This window comes from Streptomyces abikoensis (assembly GCF_014648775.1).
GTDB lineage: Bacteria > Actinomycetota > Actinomycetes > Streptomycetales > Streptomycetaceae > Streptomyces > Streptomyces abikoensis.
In genome coordinates, this window is the sequence record NZ_BMRT01000008.1 from 146116 (window position 1) to 159151 (window position 13036).

General features: G+C 69.3%; 11 protein-coding genes and 1 tRNA gene. 9 read left to right on the forward strand and 3 right to left on the reverse strand.

Annotated features, from left to right (window positions below):
* Positions 1 to 124: 124 nt before the first annotated feature.
* The 7 genes from IE096_RS23990 (at position 125) to IE096_RS24020 (ending at position 8890) form a co-directional block, all read left to right on the forward strand.
* Positions 125 to 2425, forward strand: a complete 2301-nt coding sequence (locus tag IE096_RS23990) for an FdhF/YdeP family oxidoreductase (protein WP_189455062.1) — start codon at positions 125 to 127, stop codon at positions 2423 to 2425.
* 67 nt (positions 2426 to 2492) lie between these two features.
* On the forward strand, positions 2493 to 2954 hold the full coding sequence (locus IE096_RS23995) for a PaaI family thioesterase (protein WP_189455064.1): 462 nt from the start codon (positions 2493 to 2495) through the stop codon (positions 2952 to 2954).
* Positions 2955 to 3275: 321 nt separating this feature from the next.
* Positions 3276 to 4520, forward strand: a complete 1245-nt coding sequence (locus IE096_RS24000; RefSeq protein WP_189455066.1) for a branched-chain amino acid ABC transporter substrate-binding protein — start codon at positions 3276 to 3278, stop codon at positions 4518 to 4520.
* A gap of 80 nt (positions 4521 to 4600) precedes the next feature.
* On the forward strand, positions 4601 to 5533 hold the full coding sequence (locus tag IE096_RS24005) for a branched-chain amino acid ABC transporter permease (RefSeq protein ID WP_189455068.1): 933 nt from the start codon (positions 4601 to 4603) through the stop codon (positions 5531 to 5533).
* Positions 5534 to 5538: 5 nt separating this feature from the next.
* The gene (locus IE096_RS24010; RefSeq protein ID WP_189455356.1) at positions 5539 to 7314 is read left to right on the forward strand and encodes a branched-chain amino acid ABC transporter permease; all 1776 of its coding nucleotides are present in this window, start codon (positions 5539 to 5541) and stop codon (positions 7312 to 7314) included.
* A 5-nt stretch (positions 7315 to 7319) separates the two neighbouring features.
* Entirely contained in the window at positions 7320 to 8177 is an 858-nt protein-coding gene (locus tag IE096_RS24015) for an ABC transporter ATP-binding protein (RefSeq protein ID WP_189455070.1), read from the forward strand.
* A complete protein-coding gene (locus IE096_RS24020; RefSeq protein WP_189455072.1) occupies positions 8174 to 8890 on the forward strand; it encodes an ABC transporter ATP-binding protein in 717 nt (238 codons plus the stop codon). Before IE096_RS24015 ends, IE096_RS24020 begins: the two co-directional genes overlap by 4 nt.
* A 72-nt stretch (positions 8891 to 8962) precedes the next feature.
* Here IE096_RS24020 and IE096_RS24025 read toward each other — a convergent pair whose 3' ends face one another.
* Positions 8963 to 9613 (reverse strand): ANTAR domain-containing response regulator, encoded by a 651-nt coding sequence (locus IE096_RS24025; protein ID WP_126913662.1) that lies wholly within the window; start codon positions 9611 to 9613, stop codon positions 8963 to 8965.
* An 88-nt stretch (positions 9614 to 9701) separates the two neighbouring features.
* On the opposite strand from IE096_RS24025, the gene IE096_RS24030 reads away from it, so the two are divergent.
* Both IE096_RS24030 and IE096_RS24035 read left to right on the forward strand, forming a co-directional pair.
* Positions 9702 to 9788 (forward strand) — tRNA-Leu (locus IE096_RS24030).
* Positions 9789 to 9873: 85 nt separating this feature from the next.
* On the forward strand, positions 9874 to 10662 hold the full coding sequence (locus IE096_RS24035; RefSeq protein WP_189455074.1) for a helix-turn-helix domain-containing protein: 789 nt from the start codon (positions 9874 to 9876) through the stop codon (positions 10660 to 10662).
* A 3-nt stretch (positions 10663 to 10665) separates the two neighbouring features.
* On the opposite strand, the gene pyk is transcribed toward IE096_RS24035, so the two are convergent.
* Positions 10666 to 12102 (reverse strand): pyruvate kinase, encoded by a 1437-nt coding sequence (gene pyk, locus IE096_RS24040; protein WP_189455076.1) that lies wholly within the window; start codon positions 12100 to 12102, stop codon positions 10666 to 10668.
* Between the two features lie 154 nt (positions 12103 to 12256).
* Positions 12257 to 12946 (reverse strand): SIMPL domain-containing protein, encoded by a 690-nt coding sequence (locus tag IE096_RS24045; protein WP_189455078.1) that lies wholly within the window; start codon positions 12944 to 12946, stop codon positions 12257 to 12259.
* Positions 12947 to 13036: the final 90 nt, after the last annotated feature.

Below are 13036 nucleotides of genomic sequence, written 5' to 3' on the forward strand. Positions count from 1 at the left end.
CCCACTGACAATCCCGACCGCCCCGCACACCGGTCACCCTCACCACCGCCACCGTCCCGGCCCCGTGACAGGATCGGCCCGTACGCACGTCCCAAGATCCACCGACCGCTCAAGGGAGAGCGAGATGGCAGGCAAGCCGCCCACCGGCGACCCCGTACAGGACGCACCCAGCGTCACCGCCCCGCAGCACGCCGCCGCCGGGCTTCCCGCCATCGCCCACTCGCTGCGCATGGCCCACGAGCAGATGGGCGTCCGCCGCACCGCCCTGACCCTCCTCAAGGTCAACCAGAAGAACGGCTTCGACTGCCCCGGCTGCGCCTGGCCCGAGCCCGACAAGCGCCACGCCGCCGAATTCTGCGAGAACGGCGCCAAGGCCGTCGCCGAGGAAGCCACCCTCCGCCGCGTCACCCCGGCCTTCTTCGCCGCCCACCCCGTCGCCGACCTCGCCGAGCGCAGCGGCTACTGGCTCGGCCAGCAGGGCCGCCTCACCCACCCCATGTACCTCGCCGAGGGCGCCACCACCTACGAACCCGTCACCTGGGAACGCGCCTTCGACATCGTCGCCGAGGAACTCCAGGCCCTCGCCACCCCCGACGAAGCCGTCTTCTACACCTCCGGCCGCACCAGCAACGAAGCCGCCTTCCTCTACCAGCTCTTCGCCCGCGAGTTCGGCACCAACAACCTGCCGGACTGCTCCAACATGTGCCACGAGTCCTCCGGCTCCGCCCTCACCGAGACCATCGGCATCGGCAAGGGCAGCGTCCTGCTGGACGACCTTTACAAGGCCGACCTGATCATCGTCGCCGGCCAGAACCCCGGCACCAACCACCCCCGCATGCTCAGCGCCCTGGAGAAGGCCAAGCGCGGCGGCACCCGGATCATCACCGTCAACCCGCTCCCCGAAGCGGGCCTGGAACGCTTCAAGAACCCCCAGAACGCCCGCGGCCTCGCCGCCGGCGGCACCGCCCTCACCGACCTCTTCCTCCAGATCCGCCTCGGCGGCGACCAGGCCCTCTTCCGCCTCCTCAACCGCCTGATCCTGGAGACCGAAGGCGCCGTCGACACCGCCTTCGTCGACGAGCACACCCACGGCTTCGAGGAATTCGCCCACGCCGCCCGCACCGCCGACTGGGACGAGACCCTCCGCGCCACCGGTCTGCGCCGCGAGGAGATCGAAACCGCCCTGCGCATGGTCCTGGACTCCCGGCGCGTCATCGTCTGCTGGGCCATGGGCCTCACCCAGCACAAGCACGCCGTCCCCACCATCAAGGAAGTCGTCAACTTCCTCCTCCTGCGCGGCAACATCGGCCGCCCCGGCGCCGGCGTCTGCCCCGTCCGCGGCCACAGCAACGTCCAGGGCGACCGCACCATGGGCATCTTCGAACGCCCCGCCCCCGCCTTCCTCGACGCCCTCGAGAAGGAATTCGGCTTCACCCCGCCGCGCGAACACGGCCTCGACGTCGTCCGCGCCATCCGCGCCCTGCGCGACGGACAGGCCAAGGTCTTCTTCGCCATGGGCGGCAACTTCGTCGCCGCCACACCCGACACCGACGTCACGGAAGCCGCCGTCCGGCGCGCCCGGCTCACCGTGCACGTCTCCACCAAGCTCAACCGCTCCCACGTGATCACCGGCGCCCGCGCCCTGATCCTCCCCACCCTCGGCCGCACCGAACGCGACCGCCAGCACACCGGCGACCAGTTCGTCACCGTCGAGGACTCCATGGGCATGGTCCACGCCTCCCGCGGCCGCCTCGAACCCGCGAGCCCCCAGCTCCTCTCCGAGCCCGCCATCGTCTGCCGCCTGGCCCGCCGCACCCTCGGCGAGGCCAGCCCCACGCCCTGGGAAGACTTCGAACGCGACTACGCGACGATCCGCGACCGCATCGCCCGCGTCATCCCCGGCTTCGAGGACTTCAACGCCCGCGTCGCCCGCCCCGGCGGCTTCACCCTCCCCCACGCCCCCCGCGACGCCCGCCGCTTCCCCACCGCGACCGGCAAGGCCAACTTCAGCGCCACCCCCGTCGAGTACCCGCGGGTGCCCGAAGGACGGCTGCTGCTGCAGACCCTGCGCTCGCACGACCAGTACAACACCACCATCTACGGCCTCGACGACCGCTACCGCGGCATCAAGAACGGCCGCCGCGTCGTCCTCCTCCACCCCGACGACGCCCGCGAGCACGGCCTCGACGACGGGGCGTACGCCGACCTCGTCAGCGAGTGGACCGACGGCACCGAACGCCGCGCGCCCGGCTTCCGCGTCGTCCACTACCCCACCACGCGCGGCTGCGCGGCCGCCTACTACCCCGAGACGAACGTGCTCGTCCCGCTCGACCACACCGCCGACACCAGCAACACGCCCGCCAGCAAGTCCGTCGTCATCCGGCTCGAACCGGCGGCCGCGTCCACGGGCGTTAACGGCAGTTGACGACAGGACGGTCCGGCTGAAAAAACGTTCACAACACAATGACCACGGGCGATCGGAGCCGCAGCACATGGGCGAGCACAGCAAGACCACGTTCCCGCAGGACATCCTCGACCAGTGGGCCGACAGCGGGCTCGACCTCAACGCCCTGTTCTCCGCCGGCCACCTGGGCGAGCGGATGAGCGTCACCGTCGTCGAGGCCTCCCCCGAACGCGTCGTCGGCACCATGCCCGTCGAGGGCAACACCCAGCCCTACGGCCTGCTGCACGGCGGCGCCTCCGCCGTCCTCGCCGAGACCCTGGGTTCGGTGGGCGCCATGCTCCACGGCGGACCCGCCCGGATCGCCGTCGGCGTCGACCTCAACTGCACCCACCACCGCGGCGTCCGCTCCGGCCTCGTCACCGGCGTCGCCACCCCCGTCCACCGCGGCCGCACCTCCGCCACCTACGAGATCGCCATCACCGACGAGCAGGACCGCCGCGTCTGCTCCGCCCGCCTCACCTGCGTCATCCGCGAGCAGACGGCCGGCTGACCGCCCGCCGAGAGACGCACCCCACCCTTGACGACGGCCGGCCGCGGAACCCCGCGGCCGGCCGTCGCGCACCCGGACACCCGACGACGACCGAAAAGCGGAGTGTGATCTCCGTCATAACAAGAAAGTCACAGCCTCGTCGTCACCTCTGCCCGATCCCCGCGCCCACCCCCTACAGTCGCGGCACATCGTGACCGCCGGGCCGTTCGTCCAGCACACCGCAGCCATCCCGCACAGCACCTTCCCACCCCGCGCCCCAAGCCGCCCGGCGAGTGACACGGCACCTCTCCAGAGGCCACCGCGCCAGGGAAAGGACCCAGCGTGCGCCACCGCTCCCTCACCATCCTCACCGCCGCGCTCACCACCGGAGCCCTCGCCCTCACCGCCTGCGGATCACGCGACGCCGGCGACGGCAAGGACAACGGCTCCGGCGACGGCGGCGCGAAGACCACCGTGACCATCGGCGTCGACGCCCCGCTGACCGGCTCGCTCTCCCCCTTCGGGCAGGGCATCAAGAACTCCGTCGACCTCGCCGTACGCACCGCCAACAAGAACAACGAGGTCAAGGGCGTCACCTTCCGGACCACCGCCCTCGACGACCAGGCCGTCCCCGGCACCGGACAGCAGAACGCCGCCAAACTCGCCGCCGACAAGGACGTCCTCGGCGTCGTCGGCCCCATGAACTCCGGCGTCGCCCAGTCCATGCAGGGCGTCTTCGAGAAAGCCGGCCTCACCCTGGTCTCCCCCGCCAACACCAACCCCGCCCTCACCCAGGGCGACAACTGGGCCAAGGGCGAGAAGAACCGTCCCTTCAAGACCTACTTCCGCACCGCCACCACCGACATCATCCAGGGCCGCTTCGCCGCCCAGCACCTCTACAAGGAAGCCAAGAAGAAAAAGGCCTTCGTCGTCGACGACAAACAGACCTACGGAGTCGGCCTCGCCACCATCTTCGCCGAGGAATTCAAACGCCTCGGCGGCGAGATCGCCGGCACCGACCACCTCACCGTCAAGGAGACCGACTTCTCCGGCATCGCCAACAAGATCAAGAACTCCGGAGCCGACGCCGTCTACTTCGGCGGCCAGTTCCCCGAAGCCGGCCTCCTCTCCGACCAGGTCAAGAAGGCCGGCGCCCGCATCCCCCTCATGGGCGGCGACGGCATCTACAACCCCGGCTTCATCACCGCCTCCGGCGAACCCAACGACGGCGACCTCGCCACCTCCGTCGGCTACCCCGTCGAAGAACTCGACTCCGCCAAGAAATTCGTCCAGGGCTACAAGGACGCCGGCTACAAGGACGCCTACGCCACCTACGGCGGATACTCCTACGACGCCGCCTGGGCCATCGTCCAGGCCGTCAAGAAAACCGTCGAGGACAACAACGGCAAACTCCCCGCCGACGCCCGCGACAAAGTCCGGGACGCCATGGCCAAGGTCTCCTTCGACGGCGTCACCGGAAAGGTCTCCTTCGACCAGTACGGCGACACCACCAACAAACAGCTCACCGTCTACCAGGTCGTAGGCGAGACCTGGAAATCCCTCAAGAGCGCCACCTTCCAGGACTGACCGGGCCACCCGCGCGAAGGCACCCGCACCCGCGCACCCCTCGCGCGGCACCGCCCACACACCCCACGGGGAGGCACGCGGTGCACGAACTGCCGCAGACACTGGTCAGCGGACTCGCCCTCGGAACGCTCTACGGCCTCATCGCCATCGGCTACACGATGGTCTACGGCATCGTCCAGCTCATCAACTTCGCCCACGGCGAGATCGTCATGATCGGAGGCTTCGGCGCCCTCACCGTCCGGCTCTGGCTCCCCGACACCGTCCCCCTCACCGCCGCCCTCCCCCTCATGCTCCTCGGCGGCGCCCTCACCTCCGTCGCCGTCGCCACCGCCGCCGAACGCTTCGCCTACCGCCCCCTCCGCGACGCCCCCCGCCTCGCCCCCCTCATCACCGCGATCGGCCTGTCCATCGCCCTCCAGCAACTCGTCTGGGCCTTCTACCCCGACGCCAAGAAATCCCGCAGCTTCCCGCAGTTCCACGGCGACGCCTTCGAACTCACCGGCAATGTCCACCTCCAGCGCGACGACGTCTTCGTCCTCGTCGCCGCACCCCTGTGCATGCTCGCCCTCGGCCTCTTCGTCGCCAAGAGCCGCACCGGACGCGCCATGCAGGCCACCGCCCAGGACCCCGACACCGCCCGGCTCATGGGCATCGACACCGACCGGATCATCGTCCTCGCCTTCGCCATCGGCGGCGCCTTCGCGGCCGTCGCCGCCGTCGCCCAAGGACTCCGCGCCGGACAGATCAACTTCGAGATGGGCTTCATCCTCGGCCTCAAGGCCTTCACCGCCGCCGTCCTCGGCGGCATCGGCAACATCTACGGCGCCATGCTCGGCGGCGTCGTCCTCGGCATCGCCGAGACCGCCTCCACCACCTACATCCAGCACATCCCCGGAATGCAGCAACTCGGCGGCGGAGGCTGGAAGGACGTCTGGGCCTTCGTCCTGCTCATCGTCGTCCTCCTCGTGCGGCCACAAGGACTGCTCGGCGAACGCGTCGCGGATCGGGCGTGAGAACCATGACCCCACAACACCACCGGATCGACGCCGGCACCGGCACCGGCCACCGCGCCGTCCCCCGGCTCGGTCTTCCCCTCATCCCGCTGCCCGCCACCACCGCCCAGATCCTCACGGCCTGCGGGGCCCTCCTCACCCTCCTCTCCACCTTCCTCCCCTGGACCTGGACCCGCGCCTTCCCCGGCAACCTCACCGTCACCGGCTACCCCGGCGGCCTCCAGATCCTCACCCTCACCGGCGCGGCGCTCACCCTGACCCAAGTCCTCGCCACTGCCGCCCCAACCGGCCTCCCCGGCCTCCGCTGGCTCAACCCCTCCGGCCGCCACACCGCCACCCTCCTCCTGGCCGCCGGCACCCTGGCCACCACCTGGTACACCCTCATCGCCATCGCCGCCCGCCTCGGCGGACTCGTCAACCTCGAACCCGGCGGCTACCTCGCCGGAGCAGCCGCCCTCACCACCCTCACCGGCGCCCTCGCCCTCCCCCACACCCCCGCACGCCCCCTACCGCCGGCCCGCGCCCTCCCCGCATGGGCCGAAATCGCCGTCATCGCCGCCGTGTTCGGACTCGCCCTCCGCGTCCTCACCTACGGCATCGGCACCGCCTACGGCGAACTCTTCACCGGCTTCCTCCTGCTCACCGGCTTCACCACCGCCGCCCTCTTCGCCGGCGGACTGGGCGCCCGGCTCACCACCCTCACCCACCGGCACCGCCGCGTCACCCTCACCGCGGCCCTCGTCACCGCCGTCCTCTTCCCCCTCACCCAGGACACCGACGAATACACCCTCATCATCGTCAACATCCTCATCTTCGCCACCGTCGCCCTCGGCCTGAACGTCGTCGTCGGCCTCGCCGGCCTCCTCGACCTCGGCTACGTGGCATTCCTCGGCGTCGGCGCCTACACCGCCGCCCTCGTCTCCGGCTCCACCGCCTCCACCCTCCACATCCACTTCCCCTTCTGGGCCGCCGTCCTCACCGGCGCCGCCGCCTCACTCGTCTTCGGCGTCGTCATCGGCGCCCCCACCCTCCGGCTCCGCGGCGACTACCTCGCCATCGTCACCCTCGGCTTCGGCGAGATCTTCCGCATCACCGTCGGCAACCTCAACGGAGAATCCGGCCCCTCACTCACCAACGGCCCCAACGGCATCCCCAACATCCCCGACCTCGTCATCCTCGGCTACGACTTCGGCACCAAACACTCCCTCGGCAGCCTCACCCTCACCCCCTTCGCCAACTACTACCTCCTGATGCTCTTCTTCACCGCCCTCGTCGTCCTCGTCTTCAGCCGCGCCGGAAACTCCCGCATCGGCCGCGCCTGGGTCGCCATCCGCGAGGACGAAACCGCCGCCACCGCCATGGGCATCAACGGCTTCCGCCTCAAACTCATCGCCTTCGCCCTCGGCGCCACCCTCGCCGGACTCGCCGGCACCGTGCAGGCCCACGTCGCCTACACGGTCGTCCCCGAGCAATACGTCTTCGCCGGACCCGTACCGCCCAACTCCGCGTTCCTGCTGGCCGCCGTCATCCTCGGCGGCATGGGCACCATCACCGGCCCCCTCCTCGGCGCCGCGCTGCTCTACCTCATCCCCGCCAAACTCCAGTTCCTCCAGGACTACCAACTCCTCGCCTTCGGCCTCGCCCTCATCCTCCTCATGCGCTTCCGGCCCGAAGGAATCATCCCCAACCGCCGCCGGCAGCTGGAGTTCCACGAAGCCTCGACCGACCCGGGCCCGGGCGCCGACGGCAACGGCATACGGCTCACCAAGGCGGAGGCATAACCACCATGACGACCACGACCGCCACCACGGCCCCCGTGCTCACCGCCACCGGCGTCACCATGCGCTTCGGCGGACTCACCGCCGTACGAGCCGTCGACCTCACCGTCCGAGAAGGTCAGATCGTCGGGCTCATCGGCCCCAACGGCGCCGGAAAAACCACCTTCTTCAACTGCCTCACCGGCCTCTACACCCCCACCGAAGGCACCGTCACCTTCCGCGACACCGTCCTCCCGCCCAAACCCCACCTCGTCACCCAGGCCGGCATCGCCCGCACCTTCCAGAACATCCGCCTCTTCGCCAATATGACCGTCCTCGAAAACGTCCTCGTCGGCCGCCACACCCGCACCAAAGAAGGCCTCCTCTCCGCCCTCCTCCGCGGCCCCGCCTTCCGCCGCGCCGAAAAGGCCTCCGAGGACCGCGCCACGGAACTCCTCGCATTCACCGGACTCGCCGCCAAACGCGACCACCTCGCCCGCAACCTCCCCTACGGCGAACAACGCAGACTCGAAATAGCCCGCGCCCTCGCCAGCGACCCCGGCCTGCTCCTCCTCGACGAACCCACCGCCGGAATGAACCCCCAGGAGACCCGCGACACCGAAGGACTCGTCCTCGCCATCCGCGACCAGGGCACCGCCGTCCTCGTCATCGAGCACGACATGCGCTTCATCTTCAACCTCTGCGACCACGTGGCCGTGCTGGTACAAGGCGAGAAACTCGTCGAAGGCACACCGGAAACCGTCCAACGCGACGAACGCGTCATCGCCGCCTACCTCGGCACCCCCTTCGACGGCGCACCGGGCGAGGCCGAAGCCGCGGAAGTACAGGCGGCCGAAGCCCACGCCGCAGAGGAGACCGACCGATGACCGCCCTCCTCGAAGTCGAGGACCTCCACGTCGCCTACGGCAAGATCGAAGCCGTCAAAGGCATCTCGTTCACCGTCGACACCGGCCAGATCGTCACCCTCATCGGCACCAACGGAGCCGGCAAGACCACCACCCTCCGCACCCTCTCCGGCCTCCTCACCCCCCGCTCCGGCACCATCCGCTTCGACGGCCGCCCCCTCCACGGCATCCCCGCCCACCGCGTCGTCGCCCTCGGCCTCGCCCACTCCCCCGAAGGCCGCCACATCTTCCCCCGCCTCACCATCGCCGAGAACCTCCAGCTCGGAGCGTTCCTCCGCAAGGACGGCGACGGCATCGCCCACGACATCCGGCATGTCTACGAGCTCTTCCCGATCCTCGGCGAACGCGCCCGCCAAGCGGCCGGCACCCTCTCCGGCGGCGAACAACAGATGCTGGCGATGGGACGCGCCCTGATGTCCCGCCCCAAGCTCCTCATGCTCGACGAGCCCTCCATGGGCCTCTCCCCGATCGTGATGCAGAAGATCATGGACACCATCGCCGAGCTCAAGGCGAGCGGTACGACGATCCTCCTCGTCGAACAGAACGCCCAGGCCGCGCTGGGTCTCGCCGACCGGGGGCACGTCATGGAAACCGGCCGCATCGTCCTCTCCGGGACGGGGGCCGAGCTGCTCCACGACGAGTCGGTGCGCAAGGCGTACCTGGGCGAGGACTGATCGCGCGCAGGCATGCGGAAGGGCCCGCGTCCGGTCTACCGGACACGGGCCCTTCCGCATGGGCATTGAGGCCTACTGCTCCTTGGCCGCCTTCTTCTCCCGGGCGTCCTCGATGACCGCCTCGGCCACCTGCTGCATGGACAGCCGGCGGTCCATCGACGTCTTCTGGATCCACCGGAACGCGGCGGGCTCGGTCAGCCCGTACTGCGTCTGCAGAATGCTCTTCGCCCGGTCCACCAGCTTCCGCGTCTCCAGCCGCTGCGCGAGGTCGGCGACCTCCTGCTCCAGCGCCTTCATCTCGGTGAAGCGGGAGACCGCCATCTCGATGGCGGGCACGACGTCGCTCTTGCTGAACGGCTTCACGAGGTAGGCCATGGCCCCGGCGTCCCGGGCCCGCTCCACGAGGTCGCGCTGCGAGAAGGCGGTGAGCATCAGCACGGGGGCGATCGACTCGGACGCGATCCGCTCGGCGGCGGAGATCCCGTCGAGGACGGGCATCTTCACATCGAGGATCACCAGATCCGGCTTGTGCTCGCGGGCCAGCGCCACGGCGGTCTCACCGTCGCCCGCCTCACCGACGACGGAGTAGCCCTCTTCCTCGAGCATCTCCTTGAGGTCGAGACGGATCAGGGCCTCGTCCTCGGCGATCACGACACGGGTGACGTGCGGAGGGGTGTGCTGCGGCTCGTCGTCGACGGGCGGCGTGGGCTCGGCGGCGGTCACGGGTCTCCTTGGTACGGGCAGGTGCTGCTCTACGAGCCTACCTAGCAGCGGCTTCCCCCGCGCACGCGGTATTGTGTCCGAGCAACCCGCCCGGTTGGTGGAACTGGTCAGACACGCGAGTCTCAAACACTCGTGCCCTTTGGGCATGTGGGTTCGAATCCCACACCGGGCACCATAGGTCCGCAAAGCGGACTTTCACCATCGCGTGAACCTTCACAGAATCGCCACACAGCGAAGCTCCTGTCACGCACAGTGAGGGCATGAAGTTTCACGGCGCCGCGACGCGCCAGAGAGCACTCGATCTCATCGCCTCCGGCGTCACCAATGCGGAAGTCGCAAGACGACTCGGCGTCCCGCCGGGCACGGTCAGCTACTGGCTCCACGTGGACCGATCCAGACGCGGGGACTGCCCAGGCCCCCACAGATCCAGTTGCCCACGATGCGACGGCCGCGATCTCGACGAAGCCGCCTACTCATACCTTCTGGGGCTGTATCTGGGCGACGGGCACATCGTCCAGTACTCGCAGCACCGAGTACCCAGCTTGATGATCACCTGCGGTGACACGTGGCCGGGGCTGATGGACGCGTGCCATACGGCGATGGAAGCCGTCTTCCCCGACAACTCGGTGTGCCGAGTCCGAAGGATCGGCTGCCACAACGTGAAGGTCTACTCGAAACACCTGTGGTGCATGTTCCCCCAGCACGGCCCCGGCAAGAAGCATGAACGACGGATCGAGCTGGAGGCCTGGCAGCAGAGCATCGTGGACACTCACCCGTGGGAGTTCCTGCGCGGGCTCATCCACTCCGACGGCTGCCGCATCACCAACTGGACCACACGCATCGTGGGCGGGGTGCCCAAACGCTACGAGTACCCGAGGTACGTGTTCGCCAACAAGTCCGACGACATCCGTCAGTTGTACTGCGACACTCTCACGCAGGTCGGCGTCGAGTGGACCGTGCTGGCGCGTGGCAGCGACCCCTTCAACGTCTCCGTCGCCCGCAAAGACTCCGTCGCCCTCATGGACGCCCACATAGGCCCGAAATACTGACCCCTACTCCTTCGGCGCGTCGTCCTCCCCGATGTGGTGCACCCGCACCAGGTTCGTGGTCCCCGCCATGCCCGGCGGGGAGCCCGCCGTGATGATGACCATGTCGCCCTGGCGGCAGCGCCCGATCCTCAGCAGGTACTCGTCCACCTGGTCGACCATCTCGTCCGTCGTCTCGACCACCGGGCCGAGGAACGTCTCCACGCCCCACGTCAGGTTGAGCATCGCCCGAGTCGCCGGTTCCGGCGTGAACGCCAGGAGCGGAATCGGCGAGCGGTAGCGCGAAAGCCGGCGAGCCGTATCACCGGATTGAGTGAAGGCCACAAGGAACGTCGCGCCGAGGAAGTCGCCCATTTCGGCCGCCGCGCGGGCGACGGCGCCGCCTTGCGTCCGGGGCTTGCTGCGCTCGGTCAGTGGTGGGAGGCCCTTCGCCAGGATGTCCTCCTCCGCCGCGATGACGATGCGCCCCATCGTGCGGACCGTCTCGACGGGGTACTTCCCGACGCTCGTCTCGCCGCTGAGCATCACCGCGTCCGTGCCGTCGATGACGGCGTTGGCGACGTCGGAGGCCTCGGCGCGCGTGGGGCGGGAGGCCTCGATCATCGAGTCGAGCATCTGCGTGGCGACGATGACCGGCTTGGCGTTGCGCTTGGCGAGTTTGATGGCGCGCTTCTGGACGATGGGGACGGATTCCAGGGGCATTTCGACGCCGAGGTCGCCGCGGGCGACCATGATGCCGTCGAAGGCGGCGACGATGCCGTCGAGGTTGTCGACGGCCTGGGGCTTTTCGATCTTGGCGATGACGGGGAGGTGGCGGCCTTCCTCGGCCATGACGCGGTGGGCGTCCTCGATGTCGCTCGCGCTGCGGACGAAGGAGAGGGCGATGATGTCGGCGCCGGTCCTGATGGCCCAGCGGAGGTCGTCGACGTCCTTTTCGGAGAGGGCGGGGACGGAGACGGCGACGCCGGGGAGGTTGAGGCCCTTGTGGTCGGAGACCATGCCGCCTTCGAGGACGAGGGTCTTGACGCGGGGGCCGGTGACCTGGACGACTTCGAGGGTGACGCGTCCGTCGTCGACGAGGATGCGTTCGCCCTTGGCGACGTCGGAGGCGAGGCCGCTGTAGGTGGTGCCGCACTGGTGGCGGTCGCCTTCGACGTCTTCGACGGTGATGGTGAATTCGTCGCCGCGTTCAAGGAGTACGGGGCCTTCGCGGAATCGGCCCAGGCGGATCTTCGGGCCTTGAAGGTCGGCGAGTACGGCGACGTTGCGGCCGGTTTCCTCCGCTGCCTTGCGTACCCGCTGGTAGCGCGCTTCGTGGTCGGCGTACGTGCCGTGGCTCAGGTTGAAGCGGGCTACGTCCATGCCGGCTTCCACGAGTGCCTTGATCTGCTCGTACGAGTCGGTGGCGGGCCCAAGGGTGCAGACGATTTTCGCTCGGCGCATGGCACGACCTTATGACCTACCGGTGGGTAGAGAATTGGCCCTCCGCAACTGGCCAACGACCTTTCGGTAAAAGCTTGTTGACACCTTGTGAAACGTGCATGGGGGTGCTCTGATGAGCACCCCCATGCACCGCCATGCACCGCCGGCACACCCCTCAGAGCGTCGGGCGGGTCATCGTAAAGCGGGCGTTGACGCTGGCGTAGACGGTCTGGCGCTGGGGTTGGAGGTCGAGCGCGGGCGGCGGGGTGGGTGCTCCGCCGTAGCCGGCCGAGCGCATCATGCCGCCGGGGGCGACGGGCATGGCCGGGACGGTGTTCTCGGCGCCGATGTCGGCGATCTCGACGACGGCGGCGAGTTCGGCGCCGAGGGCGGCGGCGTATTCGCGGGCGCGCTGGACGGCTTCGCGGACGGCTTGCCGGCGGGCTTCGCCGTGGGCGGGCGAGTCGGGGCGGAGGCTCCACCAGGGGCCGTCGACGCTGGTGAGGTCGAGTTCGGCGAGGCGGGTGGCGAGTTCGCCGAGGGCGGTGAAGTCGGCGAGGGTGGCGGTGATGCGGACGTGGCCGTGGTAGGCGCGGACGCGTTCGTGGCGGCCCTTGTCGGTGAGCTGGGGGGTGATGCTGAAGGTTCCGGTCTCGGTCTTCTCGACGCCGTCGCCGTAGGACTTGAGGAGGTCGAGGACCTGGTTGTTGCGGCGGGTGAGGTCCTGGAGGGCGTTGCGGCGGTCGGTGCCGCGGGCGTTGACGGTGATGCCGATGCCGGCGATCTCGGGGTCGACTTCGAGGCGGGCTTCGCCTCGGACGGCGACGCGGGGGGCGTCGGGGGTTCCGTAGGGGAGGTCGGTCATGGGGTCAGCGTCTCAGGCGGGGGTGGGGGTGGGGAGGGATGGCGCGTGGTGATGGGGATCGCAGGGGGTTGAGGGTGTTGGTGGGCGTGG

Excerpts from the sequence above, each read along its gene's own strand:
- IE096_RS23990 (WP_189455062.1), top strand. The coding sequence starts at position 125 with ATGGCAGGCAAGCCGCCCACCGGCGACCCCGTACAGGACGCACCCAGC.
- IE096_RS23995 (WP_189455064.1), top strand. The coding sequence starts at position 2,493 with ATGGGCGAGCACAGCAAGACCACGTTCCCGCAGGACATCCTCGACCAG.
- IE096_RS24010 (WP_189455356.1), top strand. The coding sequence starts at position 5,539 with ATGACCCCACAACACCACCGGATCGACGCCGGCACCGGCACCGGCCAC.
- IE096_RS24015 (WP_189455070.1), top strand. The coding sequence starts at position 7,320 with ATGACGACCACGACCGCCACCACGGCCCCCGTGCTCACCGCCACCGGC.
- IE096_RS24020 (WP_189455072.1), top strand. The coding sequence starts at position 8,174 with ATGACCGCCCTCCTCGAAGTCGAGGACCTCCACGTCGCCTACGGCAAG.
- IE096_RS24035 (WP_189455074.1), top strand. The coding sequence starts at position 9,874 with ATGAAGTTTCACGGCGCCGCGACGCGCCAGAGAGCACTCGATCTCATC.
- pyk (WP_189455076.1), bottom strand. The coding sequence starts at position 12,102 with ATGCGCCGAGCGAAAATCGTCTGCACCCTTGGGCCCGCCACCGACTCG.
- IE096_RS24045 (WP_189455078.1), bottom strand. The coding sequence starts at position 12,946 with ATGACCGACCTCCCCTACGGAACCCCCGACGCCCCCCGCGTCGCCGTC.